Genomic DNA, 16,170 nt, shown 5'->3' with positions numbered 1-16,170 from the left:
CGGATGAGCGACGATATTCCAACCCCAGATCAGGCGCCCGGCGCGCCCCACCCGCGCGAAACCGAGCAGTTGTTCGGACAAGATGCGGCCGAACAGGCGTTTCTCGACGCCTTTAACTCGGAACGGTTACATCATGGCTGGCTTCTGACAGGCCCAAAGGGTGTGGGTAAGGCGACACTTGCTTGGCGGATCGCGCGTTTCCTTCTGGCGACACCTCCTACAGAAGAGAATGGGTTGTTTGGGGCCCCTCCCCCTGTGACGTCGTTGAATATCGGCTCAGAACATCCCGTTTCGCACCGCATTCTGGCGGGCGCAGAACCCGGTTTGGCTGCGATCACCCGATCCTTGAATGATCAGGGAAAGCTACGGAATGAGATCGTAGTGGATGACATTCGTAAACTTGGTCGGTTCTTTGGCCTGTCATCTGCGGATGGTGGTCGGCGGGTGGTCATCGTGGATTCGGCGGATGAAATGAACATCAGTGCTGCAAATGCGCTGCTGAAAATGCTCGAAGAGCCCCCGGCCCGAACAACGCTTTTGCTGATCTCGCACCAGCCATCGCGATTACTGCCGACAATACGTTCGCGCTGCCGCACACTGCGTCTTTCGCCTCTTGGGCCAGAAGACATGCAAGCCGCCTTGACCCAGACCGGTGCTGAAGCACCAACGCAGACAGATCATCTGGCCGCGCTCGCTTCTGGTTCTGTTGGCGATGCTGTCCGCCTGATCAATCTGGGTGGATTGGAGATATACGCCGAACTGATAGCTATTTTGGGCACCCTGCCCCGGCTGGACCGGCAGCGCGCTTTGCTGCTGGCAGAAAGTGCCGCCCAACGCGGTGCGGCAGAACGCTTCGAGCTGCTTCTGACCTTGATCGATATCGCTTTGTCCAGATTGGCACTGACCGGAGCCACCGGCAGCCCGCCTGTTCCCGAGGCCGCCCCAAACGAGGAAGAGACGCTGGCTCGCCTGTCCACCTCACCCCAAAAGGCCCGGCAATGGGCCGAAGCTGCGGCGCTGATCACGGCGCGGGCGCGACATGGTCAGGCGGTGAACCTTGACCCTGCCGCTCTGGTCCTAGATACGGTGTTCAAGATACAGGAAACCGCCGGTCAGAGCAGATGAGCGATACCACAATTCCCCCTGAGATCACCGATAGCCATTGCCATCTGGATTTCCCGGATTTTGACGGCCAATTGGACGAGATTATTACCCGTGCAGCCGAGGCCGGAGTTACTCGGATGGTCACAATCTGCACCCGGCTGCGGAATGAGCCAACTGTTCGGGCCATTGCCGAAAACCACGCGCCAGTTTTTTATGCGGCGGGTACGCATCCGATGAGTGCGGCTGAAGAGCCAATGGCATCAGTGGAAGAGCTGGTTAACCTGGCGAAACATCCCAAATTCGTGGGTATTGGGGAAACCGGACTGGATTACCACTACACCGCCGACAGTGCCGAGGTACAAAAAACATCGCTGCGCATCCACATTGAGGCAGCCCAACGCACAGGGTTACCGCTGATCATTCACGCCCGCGCTGCAGACGATGACATGGCGCGTATCCTGGCAGAAGAGCATCGCAACGCACCCTACACATGCGTCATGCATTGCTTTTCTTCCGCGGCCGAGCTTGCAAAAGCCGCGTTGAACCTGGGTTTTTATCTGTCGATGTCGGGCATAGCTGCCTTCCCCAAAAGCCAGGAACTACGCGACATATTTGCGATGGCTCCTGTTGACCGGGTTTTGGTTGAAACGGATGCGCCCTATCTTGCGCCCCCTCCATATCGCGGCAAGCGTAATGAACCTGCTTACACCGCTCATACTGCGCGCAAAGGCGCCGAGGTGTTCGGGATAGACTACCCCGAATTCGCTGCACAAACGCAGGCCAATTTTGACCGGCTCTTTGCAAAGGCCGCATCTTACAAGGTCGCTGCATGAGCGGTTTGCGCTTCACCATTCTGGGTTGCGGCTCGTCCGGTGGTGTCCCCCGTTTGGGTGGACATTGGGGCGATTGTGATCCGGACAATCCAAGGAACATTCGCCGTCGCTGCTCGATGCTGGTGGAGCGGGATGGGCCGGGCGGTACGACCTCGGTCCTGATCGATACCACTCCGGATATGCGCAGCCAGCTGCTGGACACCGGTACCGGGCGGCTGGATGGCGTCGTTTACACCCATTCGCATGCCGATCATGTCCATGGCATCGATGATCTGCGCATGATTGTCTTCAACATGCGGACCCGGGTTCCGGTCTGGGCTGATGGCGACACCCAAAACGCATTGCTCGGGCGTTTCGGCTATGCCTTCATACAGCCAGAGGGCTCTCCGTACCCGCCGATCCTGGATCTCAAGTCCATCGACGGGCCGTTTGAAATTGATGGCCCCGGTGGTCCAATTCCATTTCGTCCATTCAAGGTCAATCACGGATCAATCGACTCACTGGGTTTCAGGATGAACGATCTGGTGTATCTTCCTGATGTTGCTGAGATTTACGATGACGCCTGGTCGGAATTAGAAGGGCTCGACTACCTTGTCATCGACGCGCTGCGCCGTACGCCGCATCCCACACATGCACATCTGGATAAAACACTGGAATGGATCGAACGCCTGAATCCCAAACAGGCCGTTCTGACTAACATGCACATCGATCTCGACTATGCCACGGTCGATTCTGAAACCCCTGATCACATCACCCCTGCCTACGACGGGATGGTGATCCATCAGCCACTATAGGCGGACCGCTGCGCGCTCCCATCATATCACCGTCTGCGGCGGACAAGTCAGACTGGCAGGGACGATAAGATGCTCCAAAGCCTGATCAACGTCATTCTGCCGGTCTTCCTTGTGATCGGTGCAGGATATGCTTCCACCCGTTTGGGATATTTCAAGGAAATCCATATCGACGGGCTGATGAAGTTTACTCAGGGCTTTGCGATCCCATGCCTGTTGTTCCTCGCAATCGCTCACCTCGATCTAAGCGCCAGCTTCGATCCGCGACTTTTGGTCAGTTTCTACACAGCAGCGGCCCTCTGTTTCACGGCTGGTATGTTCGGTGCGCGTTTGATCTTTAAACGCGACTGGGAGGATTGCGTTGCCATTGGTTTTTGCTGCCTCTTCTCTAACTCTGTTCTGCTGGGGTTGCCCATCACAGAACGAGCTTACGGCCCAGATAGCCTGACCGGAAACTACGCCATCATCGCCTTCCACTCTCCGTTTTGCTACGGCGTCGGGATCACGGTTATGGAGGTCATTCGAAATCGCGGTCATGGAAGTGCACGCATGGTCAAATCCGTGTTTTCAGCGATGTTCAAAAACGCCCTCATTCTGGGCATCGCACTGGGGTTTCTGGTCAACCTTTCCGGAATGATCATCCCGGCCGTTGTGGATGAGGCTTTGGATCTGATCACGCGGGCCGCATTACCCGGCGCGTTGTTCGCATTGGGCGGAGTATTGGTCAAATACAAGCCTGAGGGAGATCTTGTAGCAATCAGTTTTGTCTGCTGCATCTCGCTGATCCTGCACCCGGCTCTGGTATGGATGTTTGGCTCTCTGACTGCTTTGCCGCAGGATCTGTTTCGCTCTGGCGTTCTTACGGCTGCGATGGCGCCAGGATTCAATGGCTATATATTCGCAAGTATATACGGCCGCGCTAAACGCGTCGCGGCATCATCTGTGCTTATCGGTACAGGGGTTTCAATCCTCTCAGTATGGATGTGGCTAACTTTGCTCGGTTAGGGAAAAATCTCTGTTGACTATGAGCCAAAGCGGTACACTTAACGCTAAATTGTCAGGAGCTTAGCGGATGTCGCACGCTGTTATTGTTGCCCATGGTCAGCCATCTGATCCGGAGCCAGCCGAGGCTGCGCTGGCTGAGTTTGCTTCCGATATCTCAACACTGGCGAAGCGGGTTTCCGTTCATTCGGCCACACTCGCTGCGCCGGACGCGCTGGAGGCCGCTCTCGACAGCTTGCCCGAAAACAGCGTGATATACCCGCTTTTCATGGCCAAGGGATGGTTCGTGACCAGTGCATTGCCTAAGCGTGTTGGGAATCGGATTATCAGGATACTTGATCCGCTGGGTATCGACCCGGATCTGCCTGATCTCGTTGCGAGCAGCGTATGGAACGCAGTTTCAGAACTTGGCTGGCAGACAGAGTCTACTGATCTGGTGATTGCGGCCCATGGCTCTGGTCGCAGCCGAAACCCGTCAGCTGTGGCCGGTGAATTTGTGGATCAACTGACCAAACGAATGCCATTTCAGAGCATGCGTCTGGGCTTTGTTGAGGAACTCCCATCGATTGCCGAAGCCGCCGCAAATACCGGGGATCAGGCACTTTGCCTTCCTTTCTTCGCCTGTAGAGGTGGGCATGTTCTAGAGGATGTCCCGCAGGAACTGAGTAAAGCGGGTTTCCGCGGGCAGACGCTGCCGGTGATAGGTGAATTACCCCCAATCAAGCAGCATATTGCGGGAATTCTGGATAAGGCCTTTGCAACCTGACAAGAAATACCAAACAGGCGCCGCCAGATTGCACCTGAGCCAGTATTGCTCTGTTCTTCGCATTGACCGCAGGGCTGAGTATCACAGCTGAGCGTTGCTAGGGACGGAGTAAAAGCAACTGCAGGAGCGGCCGCTGCGTTTGGCTTCGTACAATGCAAGGTCAGCCGCATGCAGTACCTCCGACACTTTCGGCACCTGAAACTGTGTTGACAATGCTATACCGATACTCGCGGAAATTTCGCAGGATGCGCCCTGGAATGATATCGGTTCCTGTAACCGAGAGATCAGACGCTCGGCAATCCGCGCCAATATGTTAGGATCCACCAACCCCTTGAGGATTAATACAAATTCATCGCCACCTACCCTGGCAATAGTATCGTCTCGGCGGGTTTCATCCAGCATGATTTGTGAAGCCACCTTAAGAACCTGATCCCCTGCAGCATGACCAAACCTGTCATTGACCAATTTGAAGAAATCCAGATCCAGATGCATCAGCGCGAATGGCAATTTGGAAGCGATCAAATGCTCCAGAACATGATCCATTGCCCGTCTGTTTCTAAGACCTGTCAGCGTATCGGTAACTGCCTGTTCTTCAGCGGCTAACATAGCCCCCTGCAGGCGCAAATTCAGCGATCTAGACGCCTCCATAGCTGCTGATTTTGCTTCGACGAGGTATAGGAGCTCAATGGCCAGATCTGTGCCAGAGAAATCCGCACTAGTCAGGGCGTAGTCGCGAACAGCGTCCAGAATCGAAATCCCAAAAGACAGATTGATGACCGCACCGTTTCCGGTCGGCAATGGTGCAACCAACCCCTTGAGGGCAGTTCGTGGCTCATCATGAAATTTCAGGTGTACCTTTGTGCCCGCCATCGACATGAGTGCCGGAACCGTCGATACATTCCTTGGTCGCAGCAGCTCAAACAGATCAAGAAACCTCGTCCCTGTCATCTGCATATCAGGTCGTAACTTCTGCAACGTTGGCCCAACCTGTTGAATTTCCCCGTCCTTATTCAACAAAAGAAACATCGGGCACAGAGTTTCCAGGAGGGTTGCGAGATCGTTTTGCTCAATCATTGCTTGCGTGCCCCCAGATCAAACCGGCGTCCTTCGGAAAATGCACTTTCAAACAAAGACATCGAGATCACTTCGACGCCGTCCCTATCTCCGTCATGAGACAGCATAACCAATGCACCATAGTCATCCGCCATCGCCCGCAGGACCCCCACCATGACACTGGAGTAACCGGGCAACCCCGGATGGCATTTCAGTTCATATTCGGATGGTGAAAGCTCACACAATTCAAGCGCAGGCAAATCTAGATCAGACACCGCCAGCCTGACCCGATCCGAGAGATCGTCCAGCGAATGTAGAAACTCGACATAGGTCACACCGCCGAACCTCAATAATCGGCGCAATCCTTCCATATTTGGGTGTGAGACCAGGTACGTTCCCAAATCCTCAAGGAACTCTGATTTTGGGCGTTTCAAATCAGCACAAAGCGCATCAAGAACGCGGCTCGATAGACCCTCTTCATAGACCAGCATCGCCTCGAATTCAGCAAAGCCCAATCCTGCTGCCTCAGTCGCGCGCAGCCAGCACGCACGACCATATGTTGCGCAGACAAACGACTGTATCGCGCTGTTGATCAACCCGTGCATGGAACGCCTCACTCGAACACATGCACCACTTCAACCGACAAAGCTTAACAAATACCGAAGACAAGCTATCGATTGCAGTAAATGCCCTGTAATCTCAACTTGATACACCAATTGTTCCTTCGCTTGGCAAACAGATCAGAAGTCTGTGGGAGCTCCGCCTTCAGCCTTCCTTCGCGCAACAAAATCTGCCAGCTCCTCTCGCACAGCGTCGTCCATCGGCGGTGCTTCAAAGCTGCCTATGATTTCCTTGAACATGTAGTGCGCACGCTCGGCCGTCCAGATGCCACCAGCCACTTCCCAACCTTCGTAATTCTTCCAGTCACTCAGGAAGGGTTGATAGAACGCCGTGGTATAGCGGTCCTGCGTGTGCTGGATTCCAAAGAAATGGCCATCATTGCCAACTGAGCGGATCGCATCGAGCGCAATTTCGTCGGGACCGGTGGCGTTGATCTGCGGATCCATATAGCGCTGAATTTGCTGTAGGATTTCACAGTCCATGATAAATTTCTCGGGGCTGGCAATCAGCCCGCCCTCAAGCCAGCCGGCGGCATGGTAAACCATGTTGGTCCCTGATTGGACAGCGGCCCACAGAGAATTAGACGTCTCCCACATAGCCTGTCCATCCGGCACATTGGCTGCGCAGACACCTGAAGAACGCATTGGCAGGCCATAATACCGCGCCATTTGTCCTGTCATCTGAGTGGATCGCATATATTCAGGTGTACCAAATGCGGGTGCACCGGATTTCATGTCTACATTTGAGGTGAAAGTACCGATCGCACATGGGATTCCAGGCCGGACATACTGAAATAGAGCAATTGCGCAAAGACCCTCAGCCAGCGACTGCGCCACCGCGCCGGCCATGGTTACAGGCGCCATCGCGCCGGCAAGTGTAAACGGCGTCACGACAACGGCCTGACCACGACGGGCAAGGCGCAAACAGCCATCGATCATCGGATGGTCATGCTTCAACGGCGAAGTCGAATTGATGTTGGAATACATCCGCGGAGTCGCCTCGAATTCCTCATGACTCAGACCACCGGCGATGCGGACCATCTCCATCACGTCCTCGACCCGCTCTTTTCCAAGGCAATAGGCGTGCATTACCTTATCCGTCAGGGTCAGTTTGTCATAGAGAACGTCCAGATGGCGGACACTTGCATGAATATCGACCGGTTCAACCGGATAACCGCCGGCAAAGTGGATGCAATTGAAATACTGAGTCAGTTTCAGCAAGTTCCGACACATTTCACGGTTGCCCGGAACTTTCTTTCCAATCTCCATATCCCAATAGTTCGGGGGTGAAGACACGTTCCCGAACACCATGGTTTTACCACCGATATCGATTGTACGGTCCGGGTTTCGGGGCGTGATCGTAAATTTATTCGGGGCCTTGCCAATCATTTCCATAACGAAGTCGCGCCCCATGCGAACGTTATCGCCATTCACGATGCACCCCGCCTCTCGCAGGATAGCTTTGGCTTCTTCGTTATAGAATTCGATCCCGATCTCTTCGAGGATGCGCATTGCCCCCTCGTGAATCGCTTCAACGCCTTCGGGACCCAATGGTTCGGTCGGCCGATCAATGTTCACTGGCGGGTTCCAGGGCATCTGCTCGATGACTTCGGCACCTCTGCGGGCTGCGGCTCCAGCACGGCCGCCGCCACGGCGCCTGCGTGTCGTGTTGTCGGCCATTTGCTCCTCCGGCATTTGCTATTTTTCAAGCAAGCCCCGAAGCGACAGGTTATGGCCGCTCTGTCTGCGACAGGTTGTGTCGGTTTTAATAGATGAAGCGCCGAAACCTGCCCTAGATGGTCAGTTTTCTGCAAGCCATCCCGGAATATGCCCGATATCGGGCAGCACGACATCCGCCATTGGGGCGAGATCTTCAGCGGTCGCAAGACCGGTCAGCACTCCAATCGTCGTCATACCCGCAGCGCGCCCAGCCTCCAGATCATGCAGGCTGTCACCCACCATCGCGATATTCGATGGATCGATACCTACATGTTCTGAAAAGGCCAGCAATTGCCCTGGCCCTGGTTTGAATCCATGGCCGCTGTCATAGCCTGCGACAAAGTCGAAATGATCGCGAATGCCCACCGAGGCCAAATGCTCAAGCGCGGGCATTTCTCCATCATTTGTGGCCAGTCCCACCTTTTTGCCACTGTTTCGAAGTTCCTCGAAAAATGCAGTCAATGGCACCGCCGGAATTTGCGGGGCCTGAGCCGATTCCCTGTTCAGCATTCCTACGAGTTCATCCCGCGAAACATCTCCTAGATGCGGCAACAGCACCTCAGCAATCTCATCAACTGTACCTGCAATGACCACGCTGTCTTCAGAGTACTGGCTATTGGCGAGATCGAAGCCGATGACCTGCCCCAATTCAGCAGCTCGGGTCTCATCACCGTCGGCAAGGCGCAACAGAACAGCGCGACCAAATGCTCCCCAAGTCGCAGCGAAATCAAACAGAGTGCCGTCCTTATCGAACAAGAGGGCGTCAATTGGCATTCCTGGTGCTCCTACAAATGCACTGGGTTCAGGTCCAATGGACGTCTGAACCGCCGGATAACTGCATGCGGGCCTGACCGGGAAGATCATAGGGCACCGCGTTGGCGTCACAAAAGTCCACGACCCACGAATCGTCAAGCATCAGAAAGTCCAAAACCGAAGACAAAAACTCGGGCTCGCCAGCCCTTTCACGCAAATCATCGGTCGTCGCACCTGTTGCCCCCAGAAAAACCGGAAGCAGTTCTTCGTTGCCGACAAGCCAGCCAAGTACTTTTAGCGCCAGTGTTTCCGCAGATTCAGCAGAGATCGCCATCAACAAGCCTCTGATTGGAGTTTGGAAAGGGTTTATTAACCAGAGTCATAAACACTTTGCTAACGCGTGCAATCAACGGTGAACAACTATGTCCGTGCAGGGAACCATCCTTGTCCTCGACGGGGTATCGACCAATCGTATCATGCTGAAGGTTCAGCTGACAGCAGCGTGGTATCACGTCGTGCAGGGTGAAAAGCTGAATGGTCTTGGACCATTGCTTCGGCGAACGCGGCCAGACCTTGTTCTGACATCGCAATCACTACCCGACGGTTCAGCCTCTGACGTAAAAAAACTCATGCTCGCCGACCCCATGCTCAGAGATGTACCGGTGGTCGCAATCGCCCCACACAACGACAAGGCTGCGCGCCTTCGCGCCTTGTCTGACGGGCTGGATGATGTCCTGGCCTATCCTTTTAAGGACACTCTGCTGCTTGCACGAATTCGCAGCTTCTTGCGTATGCGGGCCGATATACAGGACTTAAGGATCAAGGACGATCCACAAACTATGGGTCTCGCGGATCCCGCAGCTGCGCTGATATCACCACCCTCTGTTGGTCAGATCGGCATAGTGACACAAAGCCATCGCACTAGCACACTTTGGCAACGTGCGTTGGCTACGAAAACACGTCACCAGTTGACCTGCCACACTCAATCAAACCTGAAAGGCATTTTGTCAGGTCAGGTTCCTGATGCGATTGTCGTCGAATTGGGTAACGATACCAACGGCCTGAATGTGCTGGCAGATTTGCGATCCCGCAGTGCGACTCGACACACCGCTTTGATCGGGGTCCTGCCTGAGGAAGATGGTCAATTGGCAGCCGAGGCACTGGACATGGGGGCTGATGCCGTCTGCATGGGCGAGTTCTGCCCCCACGAACTGTCTCTGAGGGTCGATACACTGGTTGCACGCAAGTCCCGGGATGATCAAATGCGCGCGTCGCTTCGAAAAGGACTAGCGGATTCATGGATCGATCCGTTGACCGGTCTGCACAATCGCCGATTTGCGATGTCTGCGATGGCGCAGATAGTTCGGCAATCGGTACAAGCCAAACAAGGGTTTGTGCTTATGTTGGCGGATCTTGATCACTTCAAGGCCATCAACGATCAACACGGTCATTCGGTCGGTGATCTGGTTCTGACCGAAACGGGCAAACGTATCCAGGATGCACTAGGCGAAACCGGATTTGTCGCACGTATAGGTGGCGAAGAGTTCATGATTGGAATTCCTGCCGTGACGAGGCAGGGCGCGATGCGCATGGCCGAGAGGATTTGTGATTGTATCTGTGAAAACCCTTTCCTGTTGCCGGGGCGCACGGCCCGGATCGAGGTTACAATCAGCATAGGCCTGAAGGTCGGCGAACCTCCGTTCCCAACTGTCTCTGAGGATATGGAAACTGTCGAAGACCTGATGCAGAGTGCCGACAAAGCGCTCTATGCGGCCAAGAAAGCAGGCCGCAACCAAGTCCGTATGAGACAGAGCGCGGCCTGAACAGTTCAATCTTTCTTCTTATGCCGATGTGGCCCGCGTTCCACCACTTCCTGCAGCCTATCGGCATAAACAATCCGCTCATCGTCGCTCATTTCGACAACGCGCGACAACCATTGCTCTTGCAGGGCTTGCTGCAAATCGGCGGTCGATTGCGCCTGCTGCGCCAACAGGACCTGAACTGCATCAGGATCAAAGGGCACAGTGCGCAAAGCCTGGCTCAACGCTTCAAAGTCCTGCCTACGAGTGTTGGACCCCTTTTTGTGCAGATATGACAACTCACCTCGCAAAGCTTTGCGATCAGCCCCTGGTAACGCCCTGTAGAGAGCAGGCCCGAATCCGGGAGGCGTTTTTGCATGTTCACCACCGCGGAACCTTAGTGCGGTTCCCAGAACGACGCCCACCACCAACAGATTGAGGGCAAGAGAAACCGTCAGCAAAATGGGCATCCAGCGGCGTTTTGGCTTGGAATTTTCGCTCATTCCGCATCCTCCAAATAGGCTGTATCCAGACCAAGATCAGCGACCAGATAAGCTGTTTCCTGCGAGATCAGGTAATTTGCAGGATCAGGCAGAAATGACGGTGCAGAAAAGCCGATCCAAACACCAGCAGCACTGGCTGCAACCAGTCCGCCCATCCCCTGCCATCCACCTACGTTGTCAAACAGGTGCCACCATGATCTGCGCTTCGCTTCGGTTTGCGGCGCAAGCCGGCCTAACCGCACAGACTCGGCGTCTGTCATCATCCGAACAGCCAAATCATCAGGCAGCTGCGAACGCTCCTGTCGCGCCTGGGCGAACAAACGATCCAGTTCTGTATCATCGTCAGTCATTGTCATACCCCAGTTCATCTCGACGCCCGGCCAGTATTGCAGCCAGAGACCGTTTTCCACGCGCGGTCAGGCTCTCGACCGCTTCTACGGAAATGTCCATGATCCCAGCAATTTCGGGGTTAGACAATTCCTCGATATGCCTGAGGACCACGGCTTCCCTCTGCCGTTCAGGCAATTGCGACAAGGCGGTCTGCAATGCATCTTTCCGCGCCTCATCCTGCATCTTTTCAACCACGCTTGCTGAGCCATCCTCTGGTTCAGCAACTTCATTCAAAGCGGCGTGGGTCTTTTTACGCCGAAGGTCCACACACAGGTTCAACGTAACCCGATACAACCAGGTCGAGACCTTTGCCTGCCCCGGAACCCAGTCTGGCGCCATCTGCCAAAGGCGCATCATTGCCTCTTGCGCCACATCCTCGGCCTCAGCCTGATTGCTCAGCATCCTTAGCGCGACCGAGAAACTGCGTGGTCCAAGCCGGTCCGTCAGCAAACGGGCAGCACCAGCATCACCATCGGCAAATTGCCTCAGCAACATATCGTCGCTGAGTTCGGTCGCGGCGAACTGGTCGCCGCGAACCTCGTGCGGTGAGGAAGTCAGATCCTCCATCCTGCATCAGTTGCTGTCTGAACCCGCATTATCACGCTTCTTCTTGTGCCGACCCATCTTGTCTTTTGCATCGGCGAATTCCTGTTCCGAGATCGATCCGTTGCCATCCGCGTCGATCCGGTCAAACATCTTGCCGGCGCGGCGTGGTTTCGGCAGCTCGTCTTCGCTCAGGTAACCATCGCTGTTGGCATCATGCTTTTCAAACATCTTTGTCACGCGGTCACTGGCTTTTTTCTGGGCAGCCGCCTGCATCTCCTCGACACTCAGCTGACCGTCACCGTTGGTGTCAGCATTGGTGAATCTCTGGGTGCGATGCGCCTGCATTTCTTCTTTGGTCACCTGACCATCACCGTTGGCATCAAGCTGCTGGAAAGTGACCGGCTCGCGATCGCCTTGCCCTTTCGCCAGGGCTGTTGTGCCCGTGATAGCAACTGCAGACAGAACGATAGCGGACATAAACGTTGCACTTTTCATAACATTCTTCCCTTTTTTGGCGGCCCAGTGCCGCTGCTCATACCTATTCAAACGCAGCACCAATGGATTTCCGTCGCCACCAGAGAGAATTTTTTGTAGGTTTGTGTGAGAGCGCGTGTCGCAGTCCACCCGCCGCAAAGCGACGCACCCCCCTTTTATACAGCCCAAAACAATAGCAGTATCAGCCCAATTCGAACGCGCGAGTATCAAGATGACAGATCAGACTATCGAAACCATTACGGAAGACGAACGTCCGACATGGCCAGCTGTAGTTAAAGGCTTCAAATGCCGTTGCCCCAATTGCGGCAAAGGTAAGCTTTTGCACAGCTATCTGAAAGTAAACGACAATTGCTCAAACTGCGGTCAGGAATTGTTCCATCATCGCGCCGATGACGGGCCCGCCTATCTGACCATCCTGATCGTGGGTCACTTGCTGGCGCCAGCGCTGCATGTCTCATATGTGCACTGGCGACCCGATCCTTTGACGATGGCCCTGATGTTCTCGGTTGGCTGCGTCGCACTGTCGCTGTACCTTCTGCCGAGGCTAAAGGGAGTCGTCGTTGCCTATCAGTGGGCACGCCGGATGCACGGTTTCGATAAAACCGACTGATCCCTTCCACCAGAGCGGAGGGGACATGACCATCGACAAGACCGCAATTCGCAATGCCGCGACTGTAATCGTTCTGCGCAACCGCCAGAGCGACCCAGCAATCCTGATGGGGCAGCGCGGCGCCTCTGCGGCCTTTATGCCGAACAAGTTTGTGTTCCCTGGCGGTGCCGTTGACCCGGCGGATGCCGAAGTTCCTTTGGCCACTGCCCTACCCGACATTTGTCATCAACGGCTGGCTGAGAAATCACCGGAAGGATTGCAGAACGCTTTGGCAGCAGCTGCAATTCGCGAACTCTGGGAGGAAACCGGATTGGTGCTAGGACAACCGGGCCAATGGTCAGGTGCCCTGCCAGCCGATTGGCAATCCTTCGCAGACATGGGGTTTGTTCCTTCCGCTGAAGGTTTGCAATTCGTGTTCCGTGCGGTCACACCACCGGGACGACCACGCCGCTTTGATGCGCGGTTCTTTCTAGTAGATGCCGAAGCCATTCAGGGCGATCTGGACGATTTCACCCATGCGTCGGACGAACTGTCCCATCTGCAGTGGATCAAACTGCACGAGGCGCGCAACTTCGATCTGCCTTTCATCACCGAGGTTGTTCTGGCCGAAGTTGCCGCGCGTGCTGCAGATCGCACCCCACCGGAGACTGTTCCGTTCTTTTTGAATAACGAAGAGGCGAGCCTGTTTCTGCAGCTCAAGGGCTACCCGATGCCAGAGACCGGATAGCCGGCATGGTCGTTTAGCGCATCCTGCTGATTACGACAGTCACCTCGGGCTTTTTGCCGATTTCCACCTGCGCACTTTGACGGGCAATCCGGCGCAAGCCTTCCTCCAACTTGTCGTCATCGCGCAGAGTTTTTGCCTCTGCCCGCATCAGGAACTGGTTCAGATCTTCTTCCAGCACTTCGATCAATGCTGCGCGCGAGGTACCTGTTTCAGGCAGACCCATCGTGTCACACCACGGCTCGCCCAGTGGTTCGTCTTCTTCATCCAGAATAACTGTGATCGTCACATGCCCGTTCAGCGCCATCCGAATGCGGTCGCGTACGACACCATCCAGCGCACCAATTTTGACGGTGCCGTCCAAATAGGTCCGACCCGTTTCAATATAATCGACGACTTGTGGCGCGTTGCCGGTCAGATCCAGCATCGTACCATTAACCGCCAGAATACCTGTTCGACCTGCAGCCTCGGCCAGCTTGGCGTGTTCGCGCAGATGGCGATGTTCGCCATGCATCGGGATCACCATCTGAGGGTCTACAAGAGCATGAACCTTTTCTAGGTCCGGACGGTTGGCGTGACCGGAAACGTGATAAAGACCCGAACTGTCATCTACGACATCCACGCCCTTCTCGCTTAACTGGTTCATGATACGGATCACACCGCGTTCATTTCCAGGGATCGTTTTGGAAGAAAACAGGAAAAGGTCACCATCCTTGACCTCAAGCCCGCGGTACTTTCCGCGTGCCAACTGCGCGCTTGCGGCACGGCGTTCCCCCTGACTGCCGGTCACGATCAACATCAGGTTTTGACGCGGCAAATCCAGCGCCTCTTCAGCACTGATCACACGCGGAAAATCCGTCAGAATGCCTGTCTCAGTAGCCGCCTCAATCATGCGCCGCATAGCGCGCCCTAACAGAACCACCGAGCGGCCGGCCTTTGCCCCCGCCTCTGCCAGAGTTTTCACACGCGCGACGTTTGAAGCAAAGGTGGTCGCAATGACCATGCCCTCGGCCTCTTCAACCAACCTTGTGATTTCAGGTCCAACATCGGATTCCGAGCGCCCCGGATGTTTTGAGAAGACGTTCGTGCTGTCGCAAACCAATGCCTTAACACCAGATTTTGACACTTCGGCCCATAGATCCGGATCAAAAGGCTCGCCCACAATCGGATCAGCGTCCAGCTTGAAGTCACCCGTATGCACAACCCGTCCACTTGGCGTGTCGATCACCAGCCCGGCACTTTCGGGGATCGAGTGCGAAACAGGCAGGAAACCAACTGTGAACGGCCCCGCCTCGATCTGCTCTGGCCATGATGATGCTGTACGAACAGCTTCGACCGGATGGCCATGTTCATCCATTTTTCGACGCGCGATATTCGCTGTGAATGCGCGTGCGTATACCGGTGTCCCAAGCGCCTCATAGCAATGCGCTACGGCACCAATATGATCCTCATGCGCGTGGGTGATAAAAATCGCCTCCAGACGATCGGCCCGCTCTTTCAGCCAGCTGATGTCCGCAAAGATGAGATCCACCCCCGGCGAGGTATCCATATCGGGGAATGCCACACCGAGATCCACAAGGATCAAACGCTCCTGCCCCGGTTTGCCATAGCCATAAACATAGGCGTTCATGCCAATTTCGCCTGCGCCGCCCAGCGGCAGGTAGATCAGTCGTTCGCTGCTCATGTCGAGCCATTATCCTTGTTATAGCGATGTATCACGGTCAGACCGTGCATCGTCAGATCATCTTCGATTGCGTCGAACCCCACGTCGGCCTGATCGAACAAAGGCGCCAGCCCACCGGTTCCAACGACTTTCATCGGCATTCCATATTCAGCCTTGATGCGGGAGATCAGTCCCTCAATCAGCCCGGAATAGCCCCAATACACGCCGGACTGAATGCAGCCAACCGTATTTGTGCCAATCACTTTTTCCGGCCGGGTGATGTCGATATGGGGCAACGCAGCGGCCCCCTGGTGCAGCGCCTCAAGGCTTAGGTTCACACCCGGTGCGATGATGCCACCAACATACGCCCCATCCGCCGCAACAACGTCGAAATTCGTGGCGGTTCCAAAGTCGACCACGACCACATTGCCGCCATGGCGATCAAACGCACCAGCGGCATTTGCCAAACGGTCCGGACCTGGCACTGTCCCTTCGTCGATACGGGGATTCACCGGCAACAGACATTCGGGTTTACCGACTACCAGAGGTCGACAACCAAAGAAACGATCCGCGAAAACGCGCAGGTTGAACACAACACGCGGTACGGTCGAGGCAATGATCACATCAGTGATGTCCGCTTCGATCCCATAGTGTTTGACCAGCGTGGAGTACCACGTGAAATAGGCATCAGCAGTGCGCGCGTGGTGCGTCGAGGTGCGCAGGGTGCACAGGAATGTCTCGCCGTCCCAGATCGAGAAAACGGTATTGGTGTTGCCGCAATCGATTGCCAGAAGCATCT

General features: G+C 55.3%; 19 protein-coding genes. 8 read left to right on the top strand and 11 right to left on the bottom strand.

Going from position 1 to position 16,170, the window contains the following annotated elements:
• Positions 1-3: 3 nt before the first annotated feature.
• The 5 genes from GOX61_RS08020 to GOX61_RS08000 all read left to right on the top strand — a co-directional run bounded on the left by GOX61_RS08020 (position 4) and on the right by GOX61_RS08000 (position 4,496).
• A complete protein-coding gene (locus tag GOX61_RS08020; RefSeq protein ID WP_170332736.1) occupies positions 4-1,125 on the top strand; it encodes a DNA polymerase III subunit delta' in 1,122 nt (373 codons plus the stop codon).
• Positions 1,122-1,937 (top strand): TatD family hydrolase, encoded by an 816-nt coding sequence (locus GOX61_RS08015; RefSeq protein ID WP_170332734.1) that lies wholly within the window; start codon positions 1,122-1,124, stop codon positions 1,935-1,937. The genes GOX61_RS08020 and GOX61_RS08015 overlap by 4 nt, the downstream gene beginning before the upstream one ends.
• A complete protein-coding gene (locus tag GOX61_RS08010; RefSeq protein WP_170332732.1) occupies positions 1,934-2,731 on the top strand; it encodes an MBL fold metallo-hydrolase in 798 nt (265 codons plus the stop codon). The genes GOX61_RS08015 and GOX61_RS08010 overlap by 4 nt, the downstream gene beginning before the upstream one ends.
• A gap of 69 nt (positions 2,732-2,800) precedes the next feature.
• Complete coding sequence (locus tag GOX61_RS08005) at positions 2,801-3,733, top strand: AEC family transporter (protein ID WP_170332730.1); 933 nt, start codon at positions 2,801-2,803, stop codon at positions 3,731-3,733.
• A gap of 67 nt (positions 3,734-3,800) precedes the next feature.
• Positions 3,801-4,496, top strand: coding sequence for a CbiX/SirB N-terminal domain-containing protein (locus GOX61_RS08000; RefSeq protein WP_170332728.1), 696 nt, complete (start codon positions 3,801-3,803; stop codon positions 4,494-4,496).
• An 81-nt stretch (positions 4,497-4,577) separates the two neighbouring features.
• On the opposite strand, the gene GOX61_RS07995 is transcribed toward GOX61_RS08000, so the two are convergent.
• From GOX61_RS07995 to GOX61_RS07975, 5 genes are all read right to left on the bottom strand, one after another.
• A complete protein-coding gene (locus GOX61_RS07995) occupies positions 4,578-5,570 on the bottom strand; it encodes a GGDEF domain-containing protein (RefSeq protein ID WP_170332726.1) in 993 nt (330 codons plus the stop codon).
• Complete coding sequence (locus GOX61_RS07990; RefSeq protein ID WP_170332723.1) at positions 5,567-6,154, bottom strand: heme NO-binding domain-containing protein; 588 nt, start codon at positions 6,152-6,154, stop codon at positions 5,567-5,569. Before GOX61_RS07990 ends, GOX61_RS07995 begins: the two co-directional genes overlap by 4 nt.
• A gap of 135 nt (positions 6,155-6,289) precedes the next feature.
• Positions 6,290-7,849: a trimethylamine methyltransferase family protein gene (locus tag GOX61_RS07985; RefSeq protein ID WP_170332721.1), complete on the bottom strand. Its 1,560-nt coding sequence runs from the start codon at positions 7,847-7,849 to the stop codon at positions 6,290-6,292.
• Positions 7,850-7,969: 120 nt separating this feature from the next.
• Complete coding sequence (locus GOX61_RS07980) at positions 7,970-8,662, bottom strand: HAD family hydrolase (protein WP_170332719.1); 693 nt, start codon at positions 8,660-8,662, stop codon at positions 7,970-7,972.
• Positions 8,663-8,690: 28 nt separating this feature from the next.
• Positions 8,691-8,975 carry a DUF3572 domain-containing protein gene (locus tag GOX61_RS07975; RefSeq protein ID WP_170332717.1) on the bottom strand — a complete coding sequence of 95 codons (285 nt, stop codon included), beginning with the start codon at positions 8,973-8,975 and terminating at the stop codon, positions 8,691-8,693.
• Between the two features lie 88 nt (positions 8,976-9,063).
• Here GOX61_RS07975 and GOX61_RS07970 point away from each other — a divergent pair, with 88 nt between their 5' ends.
• A complete protein-coding gene (locus GOX61_RS07970; protein ID WP_170332715.1) occupies positions 9,064-10,464 on the top strand; it encodes a diguanylate cyclase domain-containing protein in 1,401 nt (466 codons plus the stop codon).
• A gap of 5 nt (positions 10,465-10,469) precedes the next feature.
• Here the strand turns inward: GOX61_RS07970 and GOX61_RS07965 are convergent, their stop codons facing one another.
• Genes GOX61_RS07965 through GOX61_RS07950 form a run of 4 tightly spaced genes read right to left on the bottom strand, consistent with a single transcriptional unit; the run spans position 10,470 to position 12,503 of the window.
• Positions 10,470-10,943, bottom strand: a complete 474-nt coding sequence (locus GOX61_RS07965; protein WP_170332712.1) for a periplasmic heavy metal sensor — start codon at positions 10,941-10,943, stop codon at positions 10,470-10,472.
• Positions 10,940-11,293, bottom strand: a complete 354-nt coding sequence (locus GOX61_RS07960) for a hypothetical protein (protein WP_170332710.1) — start codon at positions 11,291-11,293, stop codon at positions 10,940-10,942. Before GOX61_RS07960 ends, GOX61_RS07965 begins: the two co-directional genes overlap by 4 nt.
• Positions 11,286-11,900 carry an RNA polymerase sigma factor gene (locus GOX61_RS07955; protein ID WP_155147545.1) on the bottom strand — a complete coding sequence of 205 codons (615 nt, stop codon included), beginning with the start codon at positions 11,898-11,900 and terminating at the stop codon, positions 11,286-11,288. Before GOX61_RS07955 ends, GOX61_RS07960 begins: the two co-directional genes overlap by 8 nt.
• Before the next feature lie 6 nt (positions 11,901-11,906).
• The gene (locus tag GOX61_RS07950; protein ID WP_367646953.1) at positions 11,907-12,503 is read right to left on the bottom strand and encodes an EF-hand domain-containing protein; all 597 of its coding nucleotides are present in this window, start codon (positions 12,501-12,503) and stop codon (positions 11,907-11,909) included.
• An 82-nt stretch (positions 12,504-12,585) separates the two neighbouring features.
• Here GOX61_RS07950 and GOX61_RS07945 point away from each other — a divergent pair, with 82 nt between their 5' ends.
• Positions 12,586-12,984 (top strand): DUF983 domain-containing protein, encoded by a 399-nt coding sequence (locus GOX61_RS07945; RefSeq protein WP_155147542.1) that lies wholly within the window; start codon positions 12,586-12,588, stop codon positions 12,982-12,984.
• Positions 12,985-13,009: 25 nt separating this feature from the next.
• Positions 13,010-13,711 (top strand): NUDIX hydrolase, encoded by a 702-nt coding sequence (locus GOX61_RS07940; protein ID WP_155147540.1) that lies wholly within the window; start codon positions 13,010-13,012, stop codon positions 13,709-13,711.
• A 13-nt stretch (positions 13,712-13,724) separates the two neighbouring features.
• Here GOX61_RS07940 and GOX61_RS07935 read toward each other — a convergent pair whose 3' ends face one another.
• Together GOX61_RS07935 and GOX61_RS07930 are read right to left on the bottom strand one after the other, a co-directional pair.
• On the bottom strand, positions 13,725-15,392 hold the full coding sequence (locus GOX61_RS07935; protein WP_170332708.1) for a ribonuclease J: 1,668 nt from the start codon (positions 15,390-15,392) through the stop codon (positions 13,725-13,727).
• A complete protein-coding gene (locus GOX61_RS07930; protein WP_155147537.1) occupies positions 15,389-16,168 on the bottom strand; it encodes a type III pantothenate kinase in 780 nt (259 codons plus the stop codon). Before GOX61_RS07930 ends, GOX61_RS07935 begins: the two co-directional genes overlap by 4 nt.
• Positions 16,169-16,170: the final 2 nt, after the last annotated feature.

It is taken from the genome of Ruegeria arenilitoris (genome assembly GCF_013030265.1).
Lineage (GTDB): Bacteria > Pseudomonadota > Alphaproteobacteria > Rhodobacterales > Rhodobacteraceae > Ruegeria > Ruegeria arenilitoris_E.
Note: the sequence above shows the minus strand (reverse complement) of the source record. Positions and strands in the feature narration are given on the sequence as shown.